This is a genomic window from Paraglaciecola chathamensis S18K6 (genome assembly GCA_000314955.1).
GTDB classification, from domain to species: Bacteria; Pseudomonadota; Gammaproteobacteria; order Enterobacterales; family Alteromonadaceae; genus Paraglaciecola; species Paraglaciecola chathamensis.
On the sequence record BAEM01000056.1, the window covers coordinates 16,822 to 42,428 of the forward strand.

At 44.2% G+C, this 25,607-nt stretch carries 22 protein-coding genes; 5 read left to right on the forward strand and 17 right to left on the reverse strand.

What is annotated here, in order from left to right; genetic code table 11:
- The first annotated feature begins 153 nt into the window (after positions 1-153).
- Positions 154-2,223 (forward strand): S9 family peptidase, encoded by a 2,070-nt coding sequence (locus tag GCHA_RS19720; protein ID WP_007991496.1) that lies wholly within the window; start codon positions 154-156, stop codon positions 2,221-2,223.
- Positions 2,224-2,287: 64 nt separating this feature from the next.
- Here the strand turns inward: GCHA_RS19720 and sucD are convergent, their stop codons facing one another.
- From sucD to sdhC, 8 genes are all read right to left on the reverse strand, one after another.
- Positions 2,288-3,160 carry a succinate--CoA ligase subunit alpha gene (gene sucD / locus GCHA_RS19725; protein WP_007991499.1) on the reverse strand — a complete coding sequence of 291 codons (873 nt, stop codon included), beginning with the start codon at positions 3,158-3,160 and terminating at the stop codon, positions 2,288-2,290.
- Positions 3,157-4,326, reverse strand: coding sequence for an ADP-forming succinate--CoA ligase subunit beta (gene sucC / locus GCHA_RS19730; protein WP_007991500.1), 1,170 nt, complete (start codon positions 4,324-4,326; stop codon positions 3,157-3,159). Before sucC ends, sucD begins: the two co-directional genes overlap by 4 nt.
- Positions 4,327-4,449: 123 nt before the next feature.
- A complete protein-coding gene (gene odhB / locus GCHA_RS19735; protein ID WP_007991504.1) occupies positions 4,450-5,940 on the reverse strand; it encodes a 2-oxoglutarate dehydrogenase complex dihydrolipoyllysine-residue succinyltransferase in 1,491 nt (496 codons plus the stop codon).
- A gap of 9 nt (positions 5,941-5,949) precedes the next feature.
- Positions 5,950-8,772 carry a 2-oxoglutarate dehydrogenase E1 component gene (gene sucA / locus GCHA_RS19740; RefSeq protein WP_007991506.1) on the reverse strand — a complete coding sequence of 941 codons (2,823 nt, stop codon included), beginning with the start codon at positions 8,770-8,772 and terminating at the stop codon, positions 5,950-5,952.
- Between the two features lie 177 nt (positions 8,773-8,949).
- A complete protein-coding gene (locus tag GCHA_RS19745; protein ID WP_007991508.1) occupies positions 8,950-9,660 on the reverse strand; it encodes a succinate dehydrogenase iron-sulfur subunit in 711 nt (236 codons plus the stop codon).
- 14 nt (positions 9,661-9,674) lie between these two features.
- Positions 9,675-11,444, reverse strand: coding sequence for a succinate dehydrogenase flavoprotein subunit (gene sdhA / locus GCHA_RS19750; RefSeq protein WP_007991510.1), 1,770 nt, complete (start codon positions 11,442-11,444; stop codon positions 9,675-9,677).
- Positions 11,445-11,792: a succinate dehydrogenase, hydrophobic membrane anchor protein gene (sdhD, locus tag GCHA_RS19755; protein WP_007991512.1), complete on the reverse strand. Its 348-nt coding sequence runs from the start codon at positions 11,790-11,792 to the stop codon at positions 11,445-11,447. It abuts the gene before it with no gap.
- Positions 11,786-12,160, reverse strand: a complete 375-nt coding sequence (gene sdhC / locus GCHA_RS19760; RefSeq protein WP_039992860.1) for a succinate dehydrogenase, cytochrome b556 subunit — start codon at positions 12,158-12,160, stop codon at positions 11,786-11,788. The genes sdhD and sdhC overlap by 7 nt, the downstream gene beginning before the upstream one ends.
- A 412-nt stretch (positions 12,161-12,572) precedes the next feature.
- Here sdhC and gltA point away from each other — a divergent pair, with 412 nt between their 5' ends.
- Entirely contained in the window at positions 12,573-13,853 is a 1,281-nt protein-coding gene (gene gltA, locus GCHA_RS19765; RefSeq protein ID WP_007991516.1) for a citrate synthase, read from the forward strand.
- Positions 13,854-13,950: 97 nt separating this feature from the next.
- Here gltA and GCHA_RS19770 read toward each other — a convergent pair whose 3' ends face one another.
- Together GCHA_RS19770 and GCHA_RS19775 are read right to left on the reverse strand one after the other, a co-directional pair.
- Positions 13,951-15,402: a phosphohexomutase domain-containing protein gene (locus GCHA_RS19770; protein WP_007991520.1), complete on the reverse strand. Its 1,452-nt coding sequence runs from the start codon at positions 15,400-15,402 to the stop codon at positions 13,951-13,953.
- 30 nt (positions 15,403-15,432) lie between these two features.
- Positions 15,433-16,851: a mannose-1-phosphate guanylyltransferase/mannose-6-phosphate isomerase gene (locus GCHA_RS19775; protein ID WP_007991522.1), complete on the reverse strand. Its 1,419-nt coding sequence runs from the start codon at positions 16,849-16,851 to the stop codon at positions 15,433-15,435.
- Positions 16,852-17,135: 284 nt separating this feature from the next.
- On the opposite strand from GCHA_RS19775, the gene tcdA reads away from it, so the two are divergent.
- Positions 17,136-17,933: a tRNA cyclic N6-threonylcarbamoyladenosine(37) synthase TcdA gene (gene tcdA, locus GCHA_RS19780; protein ID WP_007991525.1), complete on the forward strand. Its 798-nt coding sequence runs from the start codon at positions 17,136-17,138 to the stop codon at positions 17,931-17,933.
- A gap of 42 nt (positions 17,934-17,975) precedes the next feature.
- Here the strand turns inward: tcdA and GCHA_RS19785 are convergent, their stop codons facing one another.
- The gene (locus GCHA_RS19785; protein ID WP_007991527.1) at positions 17,976-18,704 is read right to left on the reverse strand and encodes a hypothetical protein; all 729 of its coding nucleotides are present in this window, start codon (positions 18,702-18,704) and stop codon (positions 17,976-17,978) included.
- Between the two features lie 125 nt (positions 18,705-18,829).
- Here GCHA_RS19785 and GCHA_RS19790 point away from each other — a divergent pair, with 125 nt between their 5' ends.
- Both GCHA_RS19790 and GCHA_RS19795 read left to right on the forward strand, forming a co-directional pair.
- Positions 18,830-19,735, forward strand: coding sequence for a LysR family transcriptional regulator (locus tag GCHA_RS19790; RefSeq protein ID WP_007991529.1), 906 nt, complete (start codon positions 18,830-18,832; stop codon positions 19,733-19,735).
- 23 nt (positions 19,736-19,758) lie between these two features.
- On the forward strand, positions 19,759-20,172 hold the full coding sequence (locus GCHA_RS19795) for a hypothetical protein (protein ID WP_007991531.1): 414 nt from the start codon (positions 19,759-19,761) through the stop codon (positions 20,170-20,172).
- Positions 20,173-20,223: 51 nt separating this feature from the next.
- On the opposite strand, the gene GCHA_RS19800 is transcribed toward GCHA_RS19795, so the two are convergent.
- The 6 genes from GCHA_RS19800 to kdsB all read right to left on the reverse strand — a co-directional run bounded on the left by GCHA_RS19800 (position 20,224) and on the right by kdsB (position 25,607).
- The gene (locus tag GCHA_RS19800; RefSeq protein ID WP_007991533.1) at positions 20,224-20,712 is read right to left on the reverse strand and encodes a DUF2919 domain-containing protein; all 489 of its coding nucleotides are present in this window, start codon (positions 20,710-20,712) and stop codon (positions 20,224-20,226) included.
- 21 nt (positions 20,713-20,733) lie between these two features.
- Positions 20,734-21,165: a GNAT family N-acetyltransferase gene (locus GCHA_RS19805; protein ID WP_007991535.1), complete on the reverse strand. Its 432-nt coding sequence runs from the start codon at positions 21,163-21,165 to the stop codon at positions 20,734-20,736.
- Positions 21,166-22,944, reverse strand: coding sequence for a GGDEF domain-containing protein (locus GCHA_RS19810; protein WP_007991537.1), 1,779 nt, complete (start codon positions 22,942-22,944; stop codon positions 21,166-21,168).
- 154 nt (positions 22,945-23,098) lie between these two features.
- A complete protein-coding gene (locus GCHA_RS19815) occupies positions 23,099-24,100 on the reverse strand; it encodes a D-cysteine desulfhydrase family protein (RefSeq protein WP_039992873.1) in 1,002 nt (333 codons plus the stop codon).
- 31 nt (positions 24,101-24,131) lie between these two features.
- Complete coding sequence (locus GCHA_RS19820; RefSeq protein ID WP_007991540.1) at positions 24,132-24,794, reverse strand: SDR family oxidoreductase; 663 nt, start codon at positions 24,792-24,794, stop codon at positions 24,132-24,134.
- A gap of 51 nt (positions 24,795-24,845) precedes the next feature.
- Complete coding sequence (gene kdsB / locus GCHA_RS19825; protein ID WP_007991542.1) at positions 24,846-25,607, reverse strand: 3-deoxy-manno-octulosonate cytidylyltransferase; 762 nt, start codon at positions 25,605-25,607, stop codon at positions 24,846-24,848.

Below are 25,607 nucleotides of genomic sequence, written 5' to 3' on the forward strand. Positions count from 1 at the left end.
GCAAAATAGATTCACGGGAAAAGTTTAACATTTTCTTTCAAGACAACCTTATATACATCGCGTTGTGCGCTATATTGATATAGCAAAACACAGGGACAAAGGTTTAGCCAGGTGGTATTGGCCCATATCAAACGCTAACTGCAAGGGAATCAAATGAAAAATTCACTGCTTTACGCTTTTACATTGAGCGTGTTTTTAACGTTAATCGGATGCGCGCCCAACACTTCACAAACAACCCAACAAGAATCAAATTCACTTAATCAAAAATCATCTCCGCCCATGCTCATCTCTAGAGAGGTTTTGCTGGGCAACCCAAGTCGATATCAAGGGCGTATCAGCCCGGATGGAAACAGCATGAGTTTTAGAGCGCCAGTAGAGGGTGTTATGAACCTTTGGGTCGGAAAAATTGGCGACTTTTCTATTGCAAAACCCATAACCCAAGACACTGGGCGCGGTATTCCAACCCACTTTTGGTCATTAGACAGCCAATATGTTTTTTTCACTCAAGACAAAAATGGCGATGAAAACTGGCATTTACATCGTGTTGATGTAGGTAGTGGTGAAATACAAGACCTAACGCCATATCAAGGGGTGCAAGCTGACCAAATGCACCAGAGTGAGGCCCACCCGGGCACGATTATTGTAGGTATGAATGATCGCGACGCAAAATGGCACGACATGTATCAAGTTAACGTGGCCACCGCAGAGCGCACCTTACTTGAACAAAACGATGGCTACGCTTATTACAAATTAGACAATAACTTAAAAGTAAGGCTCGCGGTTAAGACTGCTGAAGATGGATCGAGCCATGTTTTCACTAAAGCGAATAATGAATGGCACTTGTGGTTTAAAGTGCCCTTTGCAGATTCACAAGCGTTCAATATTCTTGGCTTCGATAAACAAAATCAAGGCATATACATGATAGATACGCGAGAGCGAAACACCGCCGCGCTTGTATACTTGCCTATAGGAGAAACGACACCCACAGTCATTGCTAGCGATGATAAAGTAGATGTTACCAATGTACTTTTACACCCTCGTAGCCATGTGCCCCTAGCCTATGCACTAAACTTCATTAAACCTGTGTGGCACGCCATTGATGACGCTTTCATTACCCCGATTAATCAGTTGAACAACCAATTGAATGGGGGGTCACAAGTTTTAGCGCAAACATTAGATAATTCGCTTTGGACAGTATTTACTGACCAAAGTAATCAATCACCTATTTATAAAGTATTTGATACCACAAGCGGTGAATTGACTGATTTATTCATTACCCAGCCAGAAGTTAATAACCTGCCTCTTTCCACTATGCACGGGGTGGTTATTCCATCGCGGGATAATCTAGATTTAGTGAGTTACTTGTCTTTGCCCTTGATGTCAGATCCTAACCAAGACGGCAAACCCGAACAGACTTCCCCCCTGGTATTATTAGTTCACGGTGGCCCTTGGGCGAGGGACGAATTTGGCTTTAATTCTTTAGCTCAATGGCTAACAAATCGAGGGTATAGCGTACTGCAAGTTAACTTTCGCGCTTCAACAGGTTTTGGTAAAACGTTTTTAAATGCAGGGAACAAAGAGTGGGCAGGTGCTATGCACAATGACCTAATTGATGCAAAAGAATGGGCGGTAGCACAAGGTATTACCACGGATGACCAAGTCGCCATAATGGGGGGAAGTTACGGTGGCTACGCTACTCTAACCGGACTCACCTTTACCCCAGAAGCGTTTGCCTGTGGAGTCGATATTGTAGGGCCTTCAAACTTAGTAACGTTACTCGATTCAATTCCCCCTTACTGGGAGAGCTTTCGTCAGCAATTCTACGAGTCGGTGGGCAACCCTACTACCGAAGAAGGTTTAGCGCTGCTTAAAGCCCGCTCGCCCATCACCCATGTGGACAAAATAGTTAAGCCGTTACTTATTGGCCAAGGAGCGAATGACCCTAGGGTAAAGCAAGCTGAGTCTGACCAAATCGTTGACGCAATGAAAAGCCGCGATATTCCCGTGACTTACGTGCTATACCCCGACGAAGGCCACGGTTTTAACAAACCTGAAAATAACCTTTCATTTTTTGCCGTTGCCGAAGCATTTCTAGGCTCGTGTTTAGGAGGACGAATAGAGCCCATAGGTGATGATTTCAGTGACTCTAGCATAGAGATAATTCATGGGGGTGAATTTATCCCAGGATTAGATGAGCATATGGCCACACTAGGAAATAACTAAATTATTTAGTTAACCCATAAAAAAACCCGCTATAAAAGCGGGTTTTTATCAGTACTAAGCAAACTTACCAACCGGTAATTTCGCGAAGACCTTGACCAATTTCAGCCAATGAACGAACAGTCTTAACGCCTGCATCTTCAAGTGCTTTAAATTTATCGTCTGCAGTACCTTTACCACCAGAGATAATCGCACCAGCATGACCCATGCGCTTACCAGCAGGTGCAGTTACACCAGCAATGTAAGAAACAACAGGTTTAGTGATGTTAGCTTTGATAAATGCAGCAGCTTCTTCTTCAGCCGTTCCACCGATTTCACCAATCATAACGATTGCTTCAGTCTTAGGATCATCTTGGAACATCTGTAGAATGTCGATGAAGTTAGAACCAGGGATAGGATCACCACCGATACCAACACAGGTAGATTGACCGAAACCTTCGTCAGTTGTTTGCTTAACGGCTTCATAAGTCAAGGTACCAGAGCGAGAAACGATACCGACTTTACCTGGCTTGTGAATGTGACCTGGCATGATACCAATTTTACATTCACCTGGCGTGATAACACCTGGGCAGTTAGGACCGATCATACGTACGCCTTTACGGTTTACGTATTCTTTAACGTAAAGCATATCTAGCGTAGGAATACCTTCAGTGATACAAACGATCAACTCAATACCTGCATCAGCCGCTTCAACGATAGAGTCTTTACAGAAAGGCGCTGGAACATAGATAACTGTTGCAGTTGCACCAGTTTCTTCAACCGCTTCACGTACTGTATTGAAAACAGGCAAACCTAGGTGAGTAGTGCCGCCTTTACCAGGAGTAACACCACCAACCATTTGCGTACCGTACTCGATAGCTTGTTCTGAGTGGAAAGTACCTTGTCCACCAGTGAAACCTTGACAGATTACCTTGGTGTTTTTGTCGATTAGTACGCTCATGCAGCACCTCCGGCAGCTTTAACAACTTGTTTTGCAGCATCCGTTAAACTAGAAGCAGCGATGATATCTAAACCTGAGTTAGCCAATACTTCACGGCCAAGCTCTGCGTTGGTACCTTCTAAACGTACAACAACAGGGATAGTTACACCGACTTCTTTAACCGCTCCGATAATACCTTCAGCGATCATGTCACAACGTACGATACCACCAAAAATGTTTACCAATACAGCGGCAACATTTGAGTCAGATAGGATAATTTTGAATGCTTCAGCAACACGCTCTTTAGTTGCACCGCCACCAACGTCTAGGAAGTTAGCGGGTGAACCACCGTGCAAGTTAACGATATCCATAGTACCCATTGCTAGGCCTGCACCGTTAACCATGCAACCGATGTTACCATCAAGTGCTACGTAGTTAAGCTCCCACTTAGCCGCTTGTGCTTCACGTGCATCTTCCTGTGAAGGATCGTGCATTTCTTGAAGCTTAGGTTGACGGTAGGCAGCGTTGCTGTCCATGGCAACTTTAGCGTCAAGACAATGAAGGTTACCGTCATCTTTAATAACAAGCGGGTTAACTTCGATAAGTGCAATGTCTTTTTCTTCGAACAATTTCGCCAAACCCATGAAGATTTGAGTGAATTGTTTGATTTGAACGCCTTTAAGGCCAAGCTTGAACGCGATTTCACGTGCTTGGTAAGGTTGAGCACCTACTAGAGGGTCGATCTCAGCCTTAAGAATTTTTTCAGGTGTCTCTTCTGCAACTGTTTCAATTTCAACACCACCTTCGGTAGATGCCATGAAAACAACGCGACGAGAAGCACGATCAACAACTGCACCTAGGTACAATTCTTGAGCAATATCTGTACAGCTTTCAACCAAGATTTTGCTTACTGGTTGCCCAGCTTCATCTGTCTGATAAGTCACTAAGTTTTGACCAAGCCATTTTTGTGCAAATGCCTTGATCTCATCTTTGTTCTTAACAAGCTTAACACCGCCTGCTTTACCGCGACCACCAGCGTGAACCTGACATTTCACAACCCATTCAGTACCGCCAATACGATCTGCTGCTTCAACTGCAGCCTGCGGAGTTTCCGCAGCATATCCTTCAGATACAGGTAAACCGTATTCAGCGAATAATTGTTTACCCTGATATTCATGCAAATTCATGGTTTTCTATCCGTTTTGTTTAAGAAAAAAGCCGCGCTTGGCAGCTTGATTTTGTTAGCCGATATTATAGAAACAACAACGGCAAGAAACGGGCAAATCAATGACTTACCCGCTTAGATCCGATTAAACATCCAGTAGCAGACGCGTTGGATCTTCTAGCATTTCTTTGATCGTTACCAAGAAACCAACCGACTCTTTACCGTCGATGATTCTATGATCATAAGAAAGTGCTAAATACATCATAGGCAAAATTTCCACTTTGCCATTAACCGCCATAGGACGATCTTGGATTTTATGCATTCCCAAGATAGCACTCTGTGGTGGGTTGATAATAGGCGTTGAAAGCAATGAACCAAATACACCACCGTTAGTGATGGTGAAGTTACCGCCTTGCATGTCAGCCATTGACAATTTACCGTCACGGCCTTTAAGTGCAAGCTCTTTAATGCCGCCTTCAATGCCAGCCATACCTAACGTATCGCAATCACGCAATACAGGGGTAACAAGACCACGAGGAGTAGACACCGCAATCGATACATCGAAGTAGTTGTGGTAACAAATATCATCACCATCAAGTGACGCATTCACTTCAGGGAAACGCTTAAGCGCTTCGGTTACTGCTTTGACGTAAAAAGACATGAAACCTAGACGAATACCGTGACGCTTTTCGAACGTCTCTTGATATTGCTTACGAAGATCCATGATTGGCTTCATGTTGACTTCGTTAAAGGTCGTGAGCATCGCCGTTGAGTTTTTCGCTTCAAGTAAGCGACTTGCGATGGTCTTACGCAAACGAGTCATAGGTACGCGTTTTTCAGAGCGTTCGCCCGCTAATGAAGGCGCAGCAGGCGCTTCTTTTGCTGGTGCGGCGGCTTTACTTGGCGCAGAAAGAGACTTTTCGACGTCTTCTTTAGTAATGCGACCACCTTTACCTGTGCCTTTAATGTTGGCTGCATCAATGCCTTTTTCAGCAAGTAAACGACGTACAGAAGGGCTAAGCGCATCATTCTCTGCGTCGCTGCTATCATCATCACCGCTTGCTTTTGCAGGTGCATCTGATTTAGCAGGCGCAGCTCCGGCTGAGAAGTTTGCAATAACTTGCTCACCCATTACCGTTTCACCTTCTTGAGCAAGAATTTCGCTCAAAGTGCCATCGGCGGGCGCAACCACTTCTAACACCACTTTATCGGTTTCAATATCAACCAAGTTTTGATCACGCGAAACGGCGTCGCCTGGTTGAACATGCCATGTTGCTACGGTTGCATCTGCCACTGATTCGGGCAGCACAGGTACTTTAATCTCCACTGACTCACCTTTATTACTGGATGTTTTCTCTGTAGCCGGTGCACTTTGCTCTTGCGCTTTTTGTGCACCCGCCCCTTCTTCAAATTTAGCAATCACTTGCTCACCTAATACGGTCGCACCTTCTTCATCCAGAATGTCGCTTAATACGCCATCTGCTGGAGCAACCACTTCAAGTACCACTTTATCGGTTTCAATATCGACCAAGTTTTGATCGCGAGTCACCTGTTCGCCAACCTTCACATGCCACGTGGCAATTGATGCATCGGCCACAGATTCTGGCAATACCGGTACTTTAATATCTATTGACATACTGGATCCTTATTTAATTGTTAATGCATCATCAACCAAGTCTTTTTGCTGTTGGTTGTGAACAGAGATATATCCTACAGCAGGTGATGCAGATGCACTGCGTCCCGCATAGCTTAGCTTGGCGCCGTCTGGAATAGCAGACCAGAAGTGGTGCTGGCTACAATACCAAGCTCCTTGGTTTTGTGGCTCTTCTTGACACCAAACCCAATCCGTCACGTGTTTGAACTTGTTAACGATAGGTTCTATTTCAGCATGTGGGAACGGGTATAATTGCTCAATACGAATAATGGCAACATCTTCCTGCTCGCTCTTACGACGTTGATCAAGCAAGTCATAATACACTTTGCCTGAACACATCACGACGCGCTTAACCTTAGCTGCATCCATTTCATCGATTTCATCAATCACGTTTTGGAATACGCCACTTGATAGTTCCTCAAGTGAAGAAACCGCCAACGGATGACGTAACAGTGATTTAGGTGACATGACAATCAAAGGCTTACGCATTGGACGTATCGCTTGACGACGAAGCATATTGAATACTTGCGCTGGTGTTGATGGTACACATACTTGCCAGTTGTGATCGGCACACATTTGCAAGAAACGCTCTAAACGTGCTGAACTATGTTCAGGACCTTGCCCTTCATAACCGTGTGGTAACAACATGGTTAAGCCGCATAAACGGCCCCATTTTGCTTCACCTGAGCTAAGGAATTGGTCGATTACTACTTGAGCACCGTTTGCGAAGTCACCAAACTGTGCTTCCCAAATGGTCAATGTACCCGGCTCAGCCGTGGCGTAGCCAAATTCAAATGCAAGTACTGCCGCTTCTGACAACACAGAATCATAGATTTCCATCGTGCCTTGGTTTTCGTGTAGATGCGCTAATGGCATATACGCTTCACCACTATTTTGCCCATGCAAAACAGCATGACGATGGAAGAAAGTACCACGACCTGAATCTTGACCCGTCATACGGATATTAGAGCCAGCATCAACAATAGATGCATAGGCTAAGTTCTCAGCCATGCCCCAATCAAGCGGTTTCTCACCTGCCACCATTGCTCGGCGATCTTGATAAAGCTTAGCAACGCGAGATTGCAATTTATGCTCTTCAGGGTAAGTGCACAGCTTTTCGCCTAAGTCTTTCAGTTTTTCGACACTGATTTCTTTATCGTAAGGAGCTGTCCAGTCGTGACCTAGGTAAGGTGTCCAATCCACTGAATGCTCAGTCATTGGACGCCACTCTTCTACAACGCAAGCACCGTGATCGAGTGCAGCGCGATAGTCAGAAACCAATTTGTCTATTTCATGAGACTCAATGGAGCCTTCTGCTAACAATTGGTCTGCGTATAATTGACGCGGCACAGGATGCTTTTTAATCTTTTTGTACATCAATGGCTGAGTCGCACTTGGCTCATCAGCTTCATTGTGGCCGTGACGACGATAACAAACTAGGTCAATTACCACATCACGTTTAAATTTGTTGCGATAATCAAGCGCCAGTTTAGTAACAAACATAACCGCTTCTGGGTCATCTGAGTTCACATGGAAGATGGGCGCTTGGACCATTTTCGCTATATCAGTACAGTACTGAGTTGAGCGAGTATCTTCGGTATTTGACGTGGTGAAACCCACTTGGTTGTTGATAACGATACGCACCGTACCGCCAACTTTGAAGCCGCGAGTTTGAGACATGTTGAATGTCTCTTGCACCACACCTTGGCCTGCAATAGCTGAGTCACCATGAATGGTGATAGGCAATACGACCGAACCGTCGTCGCAATTTCTGCGATCAAGACGTGCACGTACTGAACCGATAACAACAGGATTTACAATTTCGAGATGCGAAGGGTTAAAGGCTAACGCTAAATGTACGTTACCACCTGGGGTAGCAAAATCAGACGAATAACCCGCATGATATTTCACATCGCCAGCACCTAGCGTGTTGTCGTGCTTACCAGAGAATTCATCAAATAAAACAGACGGGTTTTTACCCAGTACGTTTACCAGAACGTTGATACGCCCCCGGTGAGCCATACCGACAACCACTTCTTTCGTTCCACACTCACCGGCATGACTAATCAAGCCTTTAAGCATAGGAACAAGGGCATCGCCACCTTCTAGAGAGAAGCGTTTGGCCCCTGGGAATTTTGCTCCTAGGTATTTCTCCATACCATCGGCAGAAATCAGACCTTTAAGTATCGATACTTTTTCATCACGCGGTATTTCGGGCTTCGCCTGCACAGACTCGATTCGGTCTTGCAACCAACGCTTTTGTTCTGTGTCAGTGATGTGCATGTACTCTGTGCCGATTGAGCCGCAGTAAGTACGATTAAGTGATTTGAATAAATCACCTAACTTCATGCTGTCTTGGCCTATGGCGTAAGAACCAACATTAAATACTGTGTCGAAATCTTGTTCTGACAACGAGTGATGAGACAATTCTAGATCGCGTACTCTGGGTTGTTTCCAAAGTTCGAGAGGATCAAGATTGGCGTGTTGGTGACCGCGGAAACGATAAGCATTAATAAGCTGTAAAACTTTTACCTGCTTTTCATCGCTTGCATTAGAAGTACCACTGGATACGTTTCCTGCTCGAGCAACAGGACCTAATGCAGCTAGTGCTCGAAATTGGTTTCGAATTTCACTGTGCTTAGTTTCAAGCTCAGCGCCTTCCACCTTGGGTAATTTGTCGAAAATAGCACGCCATTCATCAGATACGCTTTTCGCGTCTTCAAGATATGCTTCGTATAGTTCTTCTACATAAGCAGCGTTGCCACCAGCCATGTGAGAAGAATCCCACCATGCTTTCATCACGCTTTGTTGCATTGTTGTCCCTTGAATTTTTTTAAGACTCACAATTATATGTGCTACTGCACACGACTTTTTAAAGGTTTGCGGATGCTTACCTTAAACTACGGTTTGTAAACTAAAAAAATAGCCACCCTGTTCGGGATGGCTATTTAGACATTATCATTCTGTAGCGTTAACTTACAGAATTAAAAACTAAACAGCCCGCTGCAATAGCATGGACTTGATATGTCCGATTGCTTTAGTGGGGTTAAGTCCTTTAGGACATACGCTAACGCAGTTCATGATCCCGTGACAACGAAATACACTAAACGCATCGTCAAGATCACCTAAACGTTGCTCTGTTGCGGTATCACGGCTATCAGCCAAGAAGCGATATGCATGTAGCAAACCCGCTGGGCCGATAAATTTATCAGGGTTCCACCAGAACGATGGGCAAGACGTTGAACAACAAGCACATAAAATACACTCGTATAAACCATCTAGCTTTTCACGCTCTTCAGGTGATTGTAAAAACTCACGAGCAGGCGGCTGATTGTTGTCATTGATCAAGAAAGGTTTAATTTTCTCATATTGCGTGTAGAACTGTGTCATATCGACCACTAAATCACGCACTACAGGCAAGCCAGGTAATGGACGAATGACGATTTTTTTGTTGCCAAGGGCAGACAAAGGCGTAATGCACGCCAAACCATTTTTACCGTTCATATTAACCCCGTCAGAACCACACACACCTTCACGGCATGAGCGACGGAATGACAAGGTGGGATCTTGTTCTTTCAACGCGATAAGTGCATCAAGCACCATCATGTCTTGGCCTTCTTCAACCTCTAGCTTGTAGTCTTGCATACGAGGAGCATTGTCTACATCTGGGTTATAGCGATAAACAGAAAATGTTAATTGCATATCGTCAACTCCTCTTAGTAAGTTCTAGCTTTCGGCGGGAAAGCTTCACGTAGTTTAGGTGTCATGTTTACATCACGTTTCAACATTTTGTCGCCTTCAGGCAAGTAAATAGAGTGACATAACCAGTTATCATCATCGCGGTCGGGGAAATCGAAACGGCTGTGAGCACCACGGCTCTCAGTGCGGAAGTTAGCCGCTACTGCTGTGCTGTAAGCTGTTTCCATCAGATTGTCTAATTCTAGACACTCAATACGCGCGGTGTTGAAATCGCTGCTCTTATCATCCAAACGTGCTGACTTAAGACGCTCACGAATTTCACCAAGTTCTTTAAGACCTTCAGCCATTGCATCACCTTCACGGAATACCGAGAAATTAAGCTGCATGCATTTTTGTAGGTCTTTCTTAATTTGCACTGGATCTTCGCCTTTACCTGCTTCTGAGTTTTCCCAGCGGTTAAAACGTGACATAGCCGCATCAATGTCATCACTTGATGCTTCACGGGCGTCAATGCCGTCAATCGCTTGGCCAAGGTGCAGACCAGTTGCGCGGCCAAATACCACCAAATCAAGTAATGAGTTACCGCCTAAACGGTTAGCACCATGCACAGATACGCAGGCAATTTCACCACAAGCAAATAAGCCTTTAATGGGTTTTTCGTTACCTTGTGCGTCTATACTCAATGCTTGGCCGTCAACGTTGGTCGGAATACCACCCATCATATAGTGACAAGTAGGAATAACCGGAATCGGTTCTTTTACAGGATCAACGTGGGCAAATGTACGTGAAAGCTCAAGAATACCAGGTAAGCGTGACTCAAGTACGTCTTTACCTAAGTGATCGAGTTTTAACTTAAGGTGCGTACCCCAAGGGCCTTCACAACCACGGCCTTCGCGTATTTCAGTCATCATCGAGCGGGCAACAACGTCACGTCCTGCCAAATCTTTCGCATTCGGTGCATAACGCTCCATAAAGCGTTCGCCGTCTTTATTAAGCAGATAACCACCTTCACCACGACAACCTTCGGTCACCAATGTACCTGCACCAGCAATCCCCGTTGGGTGGAACTGCCACATTTCCATGTCTTGCATAGGAACGCCAGCACGGATTGCCATACCAACGCCGTCACCAGTATTGATGTGAGCATTCGTGGTAGATGCGAAAATACGACCTGCTCCGCCTGTTGCTAAAACAACTGCTTTAGATTTGAAGAAAACGACTTCACCGCTTTCAATATCAATAGCGGTACAACCAACGACGTCACCGTCTTGGTTTTTAACTAAATCAAGTGCATACCATTCACTGAAAACCTTGGTTTTATTTTTTACGTTCTGTTGATACAACAAATGTAAAAGCGCGTGGCCAGTACGGTCAGCCGCAGCAGCGGTACGAGCGCCTTGCTCACCACCAAAGTTTTGTGATTGACCGCCAAAAGGACGTTGGTAGATTTTACCATTTTCAAAACGAGAGAATGGTAAGCCCATGTTCTCCATCTCAATAATGGCTTCAGGACCTGTTTTACACATGTACTCAATGGCGTCTTGGTCGCCAATATAGTCTGACCCTTTAACGGTGTCATACATGTGCCATTCCCAGTTGTCTTCATGGGAGTTACCCAGTGCTACCGTAATACCACCTTGAGCAGATACTGTGTGTGAGCGCGTTGGGAAAACTTTAGACAATAACGCACAAGATTTACCTGACTCAGAAATTTGCAATGCTGCACGCATGCCAGCACCGCCGGCACCAATAACGACTGCATCAAACTCGTGAACTGGAATACTCATTTATAGACCCCACAAAACAAACAAACCTACAGCAACGTATACGAACGCTACTAGGTTAATAAAAAATTGTACAACAGCACGAAGGCCTGTTGATTTAACGTAATCAGTTAGCACTTGCCAAAAACCGATTCTAATATGCAACATGACAGATACTAACGCTGCAAACGTGAAGACCTTCATGCCTAATGAAGAAAATAAGCCACGCCAGATTTCGTAGGTCACAGTTTCAGTGCTAAGGAAAAACCACGCCATGTATAAACTAAACACAGTCATAATGATCGCGGTGGCACGCACGGTTACGTAATCTTGAACACCATCGCGTTTAAAACTCGCTTGGTTAGTTAGCATAATAAAACTCCTACAACGACAGTCAGTACGATCCACAAGCCGATAACGATTTTCGCGCTGTTGTTTCCTGACTCAAGTTCTTCCCAGTAGCCCATATCCATCACAAGATGACGAAGACCGCCAAGAATGTGATAAGTCAGTGCTGAAATAGTACCGATAGCGATTATTTTACCGATAACGCCTGACATTTGCTCTTGCACGAAGGCGAAGCCATCAGGAGAAGATACAGATTCCGCCCAGGCCCAGATCACAAACAGTAACGCAAAAAACATTGCGACGCCGGTAATGCGATGAAGGATAGAAGTTATAGCTGCAGGGGGAAAACTGATTGTGTTTAATTGTAAATTAACTGGTCTCTGCTTTTTCACGTTTTGATGCCTGTTTTACCCGTAGGTTGTCTAGTCATTGTTTGGTAATGTGTTGCACTTTACCAATCGCTTAAAGATACATGTGTCCTACCGCCTAGATTGTTAGCATTTTGTAAACAAATTGTTGATTTAATTATTCATGTTAACAAGCGCTCGACGACAAGCAGGAGTATATCCAGCGACGCCAACAAATACAATTGTTGTTCGTTATTAACGGGTTATAATCAAGCATAAATTTTATCCATAATATTGGTGAATAATCAGGGTAGAATGGATGTGAATAATTATTAAGCAAAAATGGTTTTAAATTGACTTATGGCGTGAACCTGAGTACAAATAGCGCCAATTTTTCCCGATAATCATCATAAAATGCGGTTTATCGCAAACAGAACATTTCTGAGGAGAGCAATACATGGCAGACAATAAAGCCACTTTGAAAGCAGGTGATGTAGAGGTCGAACTACCGATTCTATCTGGTACTGCAGGGCATGATGTAATCGATGTACGTACGTTGGGTGCCAGCGGTTATTTCACTTTCGATCCGGGCTTTATGGCGACAGGTTCTTGTGAGTCGTCAATTACATACATTGACGGAGCAAAAGGTATTTTGTTGCACCGCGGATACTCAATCGAAGATTTGGCCCGCGACGCTGATTACATCGAAGTATGCTACATGTTGCTTCATGATAAGACACCGACTACCGAAGAATATCTTGATTTCAAAGACACCATTACGCGTCATACTTTGGTTCACGATCAAGTAAATAACTTCTTCCGCGGCTTCCGCCGTGATGCGCATCCAATGGCGATGTTATGCGGAACTGTAGGTGCAATGGCATCTTTCTACCATGATGATTTAGATATTTCAGACGCGGATCAACGACTACGCAGTGCCTATCGTTTAGTGGCGAAGATGCCTACATTGGTAGCTATGTGTTACAAGTACAATATTGGTCAACCATTTGTATATCCACGTAATGACCTGTCGTACGCAGAAAACTTCTTAAACATGATGTTCTCAGTACCTGCTGAAGATTATAAAATCAGCCCAGTAGTGGCTCGCGCAGTTGACAGAATTTTCACGCTGCACGCGGACCATGAACAAAACGCCTCAACGTCTACCGTACGTTTAGCGGGTTCATCTGGCGCTAACCCTTATGCGTGTATCGCAGCGGGTGTTGCCTCTCTTTGGGGACCTGCACACGGCGGCGCTAACGAAGCATGTTTGAATATGCTTCAGGAGATTGGTTCAGTGGACCGTATCCCTGAATTTATCGAGCGCGCGAAAGACAAAAATGACCCCTTCCGCTTGATGGGCTTCGGTCATCGTGTTTACAAAAACTTTGACCCTCGCGCTACCGTTATGCGTGAAAGCTGCCATGAAGTATTAGACGAATTGAACATTGACGATCCTTTGTTGAATGTGGCTATGGAACTAGAGCGTATCGCCCTTAGTGACCCGTACTTCGCTGAGAAAAAATTATTCCCTAACGTAGATTTCTACTCGGGTATCATTCTTAAGGCAATCGGCATTCCGACCAATATGTTCACCTGTATTTTTGCATTAGCAAGAACAGTAGGTTGGGTATCTCATTGGCATGAAATGTTAAGCCAACCAGGACAAAAAATCGGCCGTCCTCGTCAGCTTTACACCGGTGAAGCGCAACGTAAATACAATAAAATTGACAAATAATTAGCAATTTTAGAAACAAAAATAGCGCCAATTGGCGCTATTTTTTTATCTCGAAAGAGTAAAAGTGAGATAACGCACAAGTCGTTACCTCACTTTTTTAATTCTTTTTAAGTATTTCTAATAACTCTTTAGTTTTAGCCTGCATAAGTTGTATGTCACCTTGTGACTCTACGTTTAACCTTACAACCGGTTCAGTATTAGACTTACGTAAGTTGAAACGCCAGTTTTCAAACTCTAAACCAATGCCGTCAGTGTAATCGACGACAGTTGCTTGCTCTTCGTATGTCTGCAAAATGTTAGCAATTGCCGCATCAGGATCCTTCAATATAGAGTTAATTTCTCCTGATGAAGGAAAAGCAGCAATACGTTGAGCGACCATCTCGGAAAGAGGTTTATTCTGCAAGCAAAGTAATTCAGCGACTAGCAACCAAGGGATCATGCCCGAGTCACAGTAAGCAAAATCGCGGAAGTAGTGATGAGCACTCATTTCACCGCCATAAACGGCATCGTCTGCACGCATGCGTTCTTTGATAAACGCGTGGCCCGTTTTGCTTTTAATTGGCACACCACCGGCCGATTTAACAATATCCTCTGTGTTCCAATAAACCCGCGGATCATAAATAATTTTGGCACCGGGATCTTTTTCCAAGAAGGCTTGAGCAAGCAAACCGACTATGTAGTAGCCCTCAACAAAATCACCTTTTTCATCAAACAAGAAACAACGGTCAAAGTCACCATCCCAGGCTATTCCCATATTCGCTTGTTGCTGAATAACGGCATTAGCGGTATCGGCTCGACTTTCAGGTAGCAGAGGATTAGGGATCCCATTTGGAAATTGACCGTCAGGTTCGTGATGGATCTTAACAAATTCAATGGGAACACCCTTTTCTACAAAGGCCGCTTCAATAGCATCAAGCGCCTTTCCTGCGGCGCCATTTCCAGCGTTAACCACCAATTTTAATGGGGTGAAGTTGTCGCTATTAACGTAGCTTTGCATATGTTCAACATAAGCATCCATGATAGAGACAAGCTGATATTGACCACTGGCTTGTAACTTTTCAGTCGCTATACTGCATTTACCCTGAATAAAATCATCATTCGTAACAATTTGCGTTGAATATTGCTTAAGCCCTGCTTCGACGTCACTATCCTCGTAGCTTTCAGCCAACGCTTGCACCGCAAATAAGCCGGTGTCACCACTAACGGGACGAGAACCTTCTTTAACCAATTTCATACCATTGTAATCAATTGGATTGTGACTTGCGGTCACTTCAATACCACCATCAACACCTAAATGCTTGGTCGCAAAATAAATTTCTTCGGTTCCTGTCATGCCTAAATCACTGACGCTAGCTCCACCGTCAATAAGGCCTGCTGACAATGCGAGCTTGAGCGGTTCAGAGGTTAGGCGAACATCTCCACCGACAACCACAGTTTTTGCACTAAAATGCTCTGCGAATGCGCGCCCTATTCGATAGGCTACGGCTTCATCTAACTGTTCGATAAGCTTGCCGCGTATATCGTAAGCTTTAAAACAGGTAATTTTCATTGATAACTCCTAGTCAATTCTGTTTGCAAATTAGGATTCGACGCGACCATAGCGGTCAGAAAAACGCACAATATCGTCTTCGCCTAAATACGTACCTGACTGCACTTCGATAAGCTCCAATGGAATTTTCCCTGGGTTTTCCAAGGCGTGAATAACTCCGACCGGAATATAAGTCGACTGGTTTTCACATAACAATAAGGTTTCTTCGCCGTTAGTCACTTTAGCGGTACCCGCTACGACAATCCAATGCTCGGCTCTATGGTGGTGCATTTGCACAGAAAGCTTCTCTCCTGGCTTCACTGTGATGCGCTTCACCTGAAAACGCTCACCGTTATCAATCGAGTCATAGCTCCCCCAAGGGCGGAACACTTCACGATGAAATTCAAACTCTGGGCGTTTCTCGGCTTTGAGCTTATTAACCACATTTTTGATGTTCTGTACTTTATCTTTATGTGCGACTAGAACAGCGTCTTTGGTTTCTACCACTACCACATCATCCAAGCCTACAACGGAAATCAGGCGCTGCTCGGCATTGATATAACTATTATGCACGTCATCTAAAATGGCATCGCCGATAATCACATTCTGATTTTCGTCTTTTTCTTTTGCCGTTTCCCAAAGCGACGACCAACTGCCTACATCACTCCACCCTGCATCTAAAGGAACAACGGCAGCGGCATTGGTTTTCTCCATAACGGCATAATCGATAGAATCATCGGGGCACGTAGCAAAAATATCACCATCTACTCGCACGAATTCTAAATCTGGCGCTTCTGTGGCGATGGCGCGCTTACAAATGTCCAACATGTCAGGCGCGTATTTTTCCAGTTCTTCTAAATAGCGGCTCGCTTTAAACAAAAACATGCCGCTATTCCAAAAATAACTACCTGAATCAACGTATTGTTTCGCGGTCGCTAAATCAGGTTTTTCAACAAATTCTGCCACGTCGAAGCCGACTTCAGCTTCTGGCACCTTATCACCGCTGCGGATATAGCCGTAACCCGTGTGTGCGCTATCAGGTACGATACCGAATGTGACAAGCTTACCCTGCTCTGCCAATACTTCAGCTTGAGCAATTGCCTTATGAAAGGCTTTATTATCATTGATCAGGTGATCAGCAGCCAACACAAGTAAGGTTGGATCATCACCATTTAAAGACGCATGCAAAGCGGCAAGTGCAATAGCAGGCGCGGTATTACGGCCCATTGGCTCTAATAGAATACCGCCATGTTGTATATCTTGCTGACGTAGCTGTTCAGCGACAAGAAAGCGATGTGAATCGTTACAGATAACAATTGGCTTTTCAGCTTGCGTGCCCTCCAGACGTGCAACAGTATCTTGTAGCATGGTCAAGTTCGACGTTAAGCGTAAGAACTGCTTAGGCAATGCCGCTCGAGATTTAGGCCATAAACGGCTTCCGCTACCACCGGCTAAAACAACTGGTTTCATTTCACTTTCCTTTATTATTTCTGAATCTTGGACGACTTAATTTTTCGTGGGCAAATAGTATTAAAAGCACCATACTTATTCAATCACTGTGCCATTTAATTCAATCAATGTGCCATTTTTATTACGCTTAACAAATAAAATGTGACTTTGTTATTTAAATTCCCCCACTTTTTACAAAAATAGGAAAAGAACAATGGTAAAAAACTCGATACTGGAGGTTGCAAACAAGCTTCTGTGCCCTGATATACTTCCCGTTTAAACTTAGATGCGGTTACCCTTATATTATGAGTCAATTTTCACAGCGTTTCGGCGGTACACAAAGGTTATATGGTGTAAACGAAACACAAATACTCCAAAACTCACATGTGTGTGTAGTAGGTATCGGTGGCGTTGGCTCTTGGGTAGCAGAAGCACTAGCAAGAAGTGCGATTGGTCATATCACCCTAATTGATTTAGACGATATTTGCGTTACCAATACCAACAGGCAAATTCATGCACTGCAAAACACAATAGGTGAAGCAAAAGTCGATGCGATGCGCGAGCGAATTTTGCAAATCAATCCCGAGTGTAAAGTAGATGTCATCGAGGACTTTGTCACCCCAGACAATGCTAAAGATCTGCTGAATAAAAGTATGAGCTATGTGGTCGAAGCAACAGATAGCGTTAAAGCCAAAGCCGCTATGGTGGCCCATTGCAAACGTAATAAAATTCCGGTCATTACTATCGGTGGCGCCGGCGGTCAGATCGACCCGACACAGATTGCAGTGGCGGATTTAGCCAAAACAATTCAAGACCCGTTGGCTGCCAAACTGCGCTATATTTTGCGCAAAGAATACGGTTTTACCACCAATTCAAAGCGCCGCTTTGCAATAGAATGCGTCTTTTCTACTGAGCAATTGCGTTACCCTCAAGATGATGGCTCCGTATGCCAAACGAAAAACTTAGCCGATGGCAGTGTAAAACTTGACTGCAATAACGGATTTGGCGCATCTGTCGCCGTTACAGCTACGTTCGGTTTCGTGGCGGCCGCACGGGTTATGCACAAAATAATAGAGCGAGCAAAGAATCAATCTGCCTCATAAATGCCACCTCAGCTACTACCCACCTCGGCTAGCTAGGCATAATCAGTGACGTGACGAATAGTGTTTATAATCTAGATAGAGACAGACCAGCAACCAAATAGAGATGATTGCTAACAGAAACATCGTATTTTCTGCCAGTTGTAACACCTGTTCACTTAAAGTCGATGTGGCAAAAATTAACAGCAAGTAATAGGGTAAATTCAGTAGGCCGGCAAACCAAACGACCGTAAAGGAGCGGTTTTGCTCGCCTTGTTTGAACATATAAAACGCCAGTGAATTAATGTGGATCATGGCAATGAGTAGATACTTAAGTGAGTATGACTTGGCAGAACTGTTTTGCTGTTCCCCGCCTTGCTTGCTCATGCTTCGCGTTTCATCTTTCACCTCATGCTCAGCTCCATATTTCACCTTTTGTTCATCAGTGGCATTTTTCTTTTGCGCAAAGCGCTGACCAAGAAAATAGTTAATCACCGAACCAAGAGTTGCGCCCAACACCATACACAGTGTCAAATATAAAATGTCTGACCACTCAGGTTTAGCTAACACCACAAGCAAAACAGCGAAGAATTGACCTGGGAAATAGAACCCCACATACACTATCGATTCAGCCAGAATAATGATTAAAATCAACGCGAAGATGTGCCCTTCAAATGCCATTTTTAGTTGTTCAAGCATGGCCATGCCGGCAGGTATAATGTCTAACGTGATAAGCAAAGACATGATGCCAATCGATAGGATTGCAGAAAGAGGCAGTAACGAGTGATAGCGCATAGGGTCAAAATTTAAACATAGGATACATAATTTACGCTAAAGCACAGATTTGAGATCAATCTAAGTTGTTTTTAGCGCCAACTCTCCCTAGCATAGGCTTATTCTTTCGAAAAAATAGAAATCTAATGTATCGTGCGAAAACAACCATTGAACAATGGCGTATTTTACAAGCAGTTGTCGATTTTGGTGGCTATGCCCACGCCGCGAGTCACTTAAATAAAAGTCAGTCATCTTTAAATCACGCCGTCGCCAAGCTGCAAGACCAACTTGACGTAAAGCTACTGGAAGTTAAAGGGCGAAAAGCATTTCTAACAGAAGCCGGAGAGGTCATGCTACGTCGCTCTCGTCATCTCACTCAAAATGTGCGTGATTTAGAAGAATTAGCGGCCAATATTAATCAGGATTGGGAGCCTGAAATTACCATAGCAGTAGATTTAGCCTACCCTAAAAAATTGCTTTATCCCGCGCTGAAAACATTTTACCCAGAAAGCCGAGGTAGCCGCCTGCGCATTATAGAAACCGTATTAACCGGCACAGAAGAAGCGATAACCGAGGGCTGGGCTGACTTGGTCATTTCGCCAATGATGCCAAGAGGTTTTTTAGGCGAGCCAATCGCAGAATGTTCACTGCATCCTGTTTGTCATCCACAGCACGAACTAGCATCGCTTGAGGGGCCAGTTGATTTAAATGATTTGCAGCAACACCTGCAACTTGTCATTAAAGATACCTCTAAAACCCCCAACGAAAAGCAGGGCTGGTTAAAGTCAGAACAACGCTGGACTGTGAGCTCTTTTGAGACAGCGATTGATTTATTGCTCGAAAATATTGGTTTTTGCTGGCTTCCTGACTTTATTATCGCCCATCTGGTTGCTGAAAAATCATTACACCGTTTAGCCATTAAAGGCAGTAGCCTGCGCCCGTTGATATGCTATGTTGTAAAACCTAAGCCTGATTCCTGCGGCCCAGGTACCAATTTGTTATATCAAACACTTATTCAACAAAGCGCTTTTAATACCTCATTTCAAGAATAATAACGTCAAATTCGGAGACCGACATGCAAATGACCCAAGAAGAACTCACCCAACTGATGATCGATAGCGCACAGAACGCGATTGAAACAACAAAACAAGAATTTGGCGTAATATTAGATGAAACAGAGCAAAGCCTTTCCCTAGTGGACGATGTTATTTTAAGTTGGTTAGGAAAGTACGAATCCCAGGCATTAGAAGATAATGCCGTGTTTACCATTTGTAATATCTATGGAGCCTATGTAGGTGAACTGTTCCGTAACAAGGTAGGAGGTTTTTGGAAATACGATGAGTCTGACAAAAGTGCGCCTTATGTAGTGCTAGAGTATGCAGGAAGTACCTACGCGTTTGCGGGTATATGCTATCAGCGTCTGGTAAATGACAGCCAAATTAGTGTTAAAAACTACTTTGATCACGCGGTAGCCAATAACGTTCAATAACTCATTTTGGATACTGTTTGGGCCACACCATGCCCAAACAGCGTCACTTCATTAGACCTTTGCGTCCTGTGGCTCTTCTTTCGCCCAATCTCGAGTCATTAATCTAAGATGCAGATTCTTTTTTACCCAATAAAGATAAATACTATCCAACAGCAATGTTAACGCAACAAGCCAAGAAAACTCCCAATGCTGCTTAGACGCCATAGAAACGTGAAAAACAATATCCATTATCAGACTTAACATGACTAAAGGCGTAATCGCCCGAAATATAAGCCGAGCACGGGTGTTCCATAATTTAGCTCGAAAACTGATCAGTAACACCACTAATAACGCCGGAAATGCGATCCCCAAGCTAAGGTAAAAATAATAATTGTCGGGATAAAAAAGTGCTAATAAGGCCCCGCTATCTTGACGAAACGTTAGCGAAGCAATAAATACCCAAAAAGGTCGACAAAGGAAAAACAAACACCATAAAAATGAATTGGCGGGCTTAATTCGCCCTGCTTCGTCATAATATTTTAACGGTAACAATAAACGCATAAGTGGAGGATATTCGGCTTTCTAAAGCACCTTAGTAAAGTGGTGGCTGGCGATAATGAAGCCTGCACGTAAATAAAACTTATGGGCTAAAAATCGCTGCACGCCTGAATCAAGATGTATCTGAGCGCAATGCATATCCTTTGCGTAGTGTTCCAACCAATTCAGCATTTCAGCGCCAACTCCGTTGGAGCGCACATTTTCATCTGTGACTAAATCATCTACATAAAGATGCTTACCCCAAGCTAATTTGCTAGCTACCCAAAAGCCAGCGAGTCCACTGATTTTCCCTGCACACTCCCCTTTGAGTAATTGATATCCTTGGTGTTGTTGTCCCATAACCTGCTCAACAAATTGCGCCTCGGTTAAACCAGGACGAAGCTGTTGCATTAACGGGTGACAAAGCGCTATTTGCGCTTTTGTATCCACAAGCGTTAATGAAAGTGTTTGCGACATTTACGCGTCCTCGTTAGTAAAAGAACCGCGCATATCTGCCAGCACATCATCAATATCAGAGAGCCCCTCTGTGGATAAGTAAACGCTGAGTTGGCTTTCAATGCTCTCTTGTTGGCCCGCTTTGGATATAAATTGCGTGTCGTCAAGGGCGTTTTGCACACGCTCGAACGATTCTAGCGCCAAAGATTCATCAATATTACGCAAACACACAACGAATTGGTCGTTACCCAAGCGCCCAATAATATCTTCTTCTCTGGTGACTTTGCGCAAACTAACTGAAGCAGCTTGCAATGCACGTTCTGCTGCTATGTGTCCGTACTTTGCAGTTATTCGCCTAATATGACCGATTTCAATTACGGCTAACGCATTTGTTCGACTAGTTTGGGCTTGGGGTAAACGTCGCATTAATGTAATGACCGCCCTTTCATTGAGCAAGCCCGTTAAGGTGTCAGTGCTGACGCGTCTGATGTAACGCTTCACCACAAAGAAGTAGACCCCAGCAAGCAATAAAATAAACGCTGCCGTTAACATGACGATAGAACGATATTTTTGCGACTCTTGCTCTAATAACTCATTCTCAAGAGAGGTAATTTGACCATGTAAATTTGCCACGCCCAATACTCTACCTGAGCGCTGCTGATCCAAGATCTGTTGGTTGCTTAATTTGGCATATAACTTAAAGGTCTTCTCAGCCTTTTCAATATTTTTAGTGTAGAAGTAGGCTTGGCTCATCACCCAAAGATAATCCCGCTTAGCCAAAAAGCGCTTATGCTCCGAGTCGCTCATTTGTTCTTGTTGCGTTAAAAACGCGTTTACACGGGACGCATCATCATCGTAAATACATAACGCTATGGCATATAACTTGGCATTGCGATGGATAATAGTACTGCTGACTTTAGGCAGGTAGAAATGTAATTTAAGTAAGCTGTTGCGCAAATTTTCGTACTCTTCCAAGCGAAAATAGTATCGGCTCTCAGCGTAGTGCAACCAAGCATTGGTTAGCGGTGTATTTACCTCAACGTTTGCTTGTCGAAAAATTTCAATATTTTGTTTTGCCGCCACAAAATCGCCACTGGCCATGTTTGCACTGACTGCGCTAATCAGTGTCGCCAATTGATTACTCGTGGTGTATACCTCAAGCCCCATGTAGTAAGACTTTAAGTATTGCTCGGCGGCCAACTCATTTTGGCCAATGCTGCCATATAGTAACCCGATGTTATTATGAATATGGGCAATCGCAGCAACATTACCGATTTCAACAAATCGCTCTAACAACGCATACAATTTGCCTAATTTAACCGATATATCAGTGGTATCTTGGTTACATACGGTAATTAAACCTAATTGTGCACTTAGATAAATATCTGAATAACGGTCTCGAGCTAGGTCTTGTGCTTCAGCGTAATACTCGCAACGTTTGGGGTTTTCTTGCACATCAAGAATAAAGCCCACCTGATATACCGCCCCTGCATACAAAGCACTTTCTTTATCAATACTATTGTCGTTAAGTAATGTATCAAGAATATCTTGGGCATGGTGATATTGCCCAACACAAATCAAAGAGTGTGATTTAATCAGGCTAAGACGATCTTTTTGCCCTTTGGCTAAATCTTGATTGGCTAGATGACGATCTAGCGCAGGTGTGATGTCACTTTTGGGACAATCATAGGTTGCCGTTTGACCTGCGATAATAAATCGCTCTACCTCTTCGTTATGATCAGCATAAGCGTATGACGCACACAGCCAAAACAAGACGTTTACCGTCAACAACGCTTTCACAACATCACCATACTCTTATACTAAAGAAGGAGATAAACCATAGTGCGTCAGAAAAATTTTATCCAGCACTAAATGACCCGATCTGCACACATATTGTGCAGTTGGACGATAAAATAGATCTAAATCAGGTTAAAACACATTAATTGATTGAAAATCAATCAACGTGTTGCAATACCTCTGCATATGAAAAGAGCGCAGGAGCGCCGCCCGTATGCCAAAACAGCACATTACTGTCAGCACTAAAACGCCCTTTGCGTATCATATCAATCAATCCGCCCATTGCTCGTCCTGTATACACGGGATCGAGTAAAATGCCTTCAAGTTGCGCGCATAATGCTATGCCTTCTCGCTCTAATTCCCCGACAACGCCATATCCTGCACCTATGTAGTCATCTTTTAATTGAATCTCATCAATATCAGCTGGATAGCCCACCGCCAGTTTATTCGCAGTGTCTTTTATTAAGGTATGTAACTGCGACTTATATCTATCCTTACCCTGCTCGTCCTTATCAATATTAATGCCAATTATACGGCTGCTTACGTTGCACACCTCTTTACCTAACACTAAACCGCAGTGCGTCGCACCTGAGCTAGAAGCAAACACGATGTCGGAGAATTCAGCTGGCATTGCGGCATCTTTGCACTGCGCGTGTAACTCATAAAAGGCGTTGATGAAGCCCAGCGACCCAATCATATTAGAGCCGCCGTACGGCACCACATAAGGATTTCGCCCCTGTTCGCGTAAAGCTGCCACAATGTTAGGAATGTCTTCACCTTTTCGTTTATCTCCGCTCCAGTGGATATGCGCAGCAAAGAGCTGATCAAGTAGCAGATTGCCGTTTGCAACGTTCGGTGCTTGACCGCCAAGTACTAAATGACATTCTAACCCCAGCATTGCCGCGGCTGCGGCGGTTTGACGGCAATGGTTCGATTGCGCAGCGCCAGCAGTAATAATACAGTCACTGTCCTTCGCTAACGCATCAGCCAACAAATATTCAAGTTTCCGCGTTTTATTGCCTCCTAAGGCCAAACCGGTTAAATCATCACGCTTAATATATATCTGCGGGCCACCTAAATGAGCAGATAAACGCGGTAACTTTTGGATGGGCGTTGGAAATACCCCCAATTGAATTTTATTAAAACGACTTAGTGGCATGGCTTTCTCGGTAAAAAAGGTGAAATGGCGATTACCAAGGTAAAACATCACCGTTGGCATGATAAAAAGAACCGCTATCGGCCAATGTCAGTTGCTCAATACGCTCAATGATACTGGCACTGGCGTCCGTGGCCGATACATCTCCACCATAATTAACCATTTCTGTTTGTACATAACCCGGGTGAAATAACCCCACTGCAATATCAGCCGGTTTAAGATCGTGAGCAAGGGAGACGCCTGCCATATTAAGCGCGGCTTTAGACATACGATAGCCGTAGTATCCGCCTGAGGTATTATCAGTCATTGAGCCCATTCGGCTGGTGATCAAGGCTACTTTACTTCCTGCAACAAGCTGTTCTTTGAGTAATTGAGTCACTAAAAGGGGACCCATCGCATTAACCAAAAATTGTTGCTCGATGGTGTTAGGCGAGTAATCGTTTATGGATTCATTTGCCAACACCCCTGCGTTGTTAATCAGCAGGTCGATTTTCACTCCTTTGAGCCTTTCAAGGGCTAATGGCAGAGATTCAGGATTACCCACATCGACCTTGTCAATCACCTGAGCACCACTTGAGCTCAAATCATCTGAGGTATTTCTGCACAGTGCAAATACCTGATGCCCGTGGGCTAAATAATGTTTAACAAACTCAAGTCCGATCCCACGGTTTGCACCAGTAATAACCACATTGAACATAATTGCTCTCCTGTTTCTGACAAAGGCGAACAACCTATAGTGTTCGCTTTATTATTGAAGACTAGGGTCGGCCAAGATCCGTTTCAAGTCTTCTGGAGTATCAATCCCTGCAGGGGGAGTCTTACGGGCGATATCCACATGAATTTTTTCACCGTGCCACAACACCCTCAACTGCTCTAAGGATTCAATTTGCTCTAGTCCTGAGGGAGACATGTTCACATACTGCTTGATAAAACCAGCACGGTAAGCATAAATTCCCACGTGACGAAGATAATAATCGCCAATTTCGTCAATGATATCTTCGTCTAAAAACCGCGCTCTATCATAAGGTATAGTCGCCCGAGTGAAATACATGGCGTAGCCTTGTTTATCCAGAACGACTTTAACCGCATTGGGGTTAAATGCCTCTTCTACATCAACGATTTTTACCGCTAAGGTAGCCATCTCAGCTTGTTGGTGATGATGTAAATTTTCCGCGACTTGTTGAATATTTTCAGCGGGAATAAAGGGCTCGTCACCCTGCACATTGACCACAATTTCTTGGGCTAACATGTCTTGCATCTCCACTACTTCAGCTAATCGCTCTGTACCTGATTCATGATGGGCTCCGGTCATGCAATATCGCCCACCAAAATCACTCACTACCTTGGCTATACGAGCATCATCGGTGGCTACGATAACGTTTGATGCTCCCGATTCGATGGCTCGTTGATAAACATGTTGCACCATAGGCTTACCGTTTATCTCAACGAGTGGCTTGCCTGGAAACCGGCTGGATGCATAACGCGCAGGAATGATTACGTTGAAGTTCAT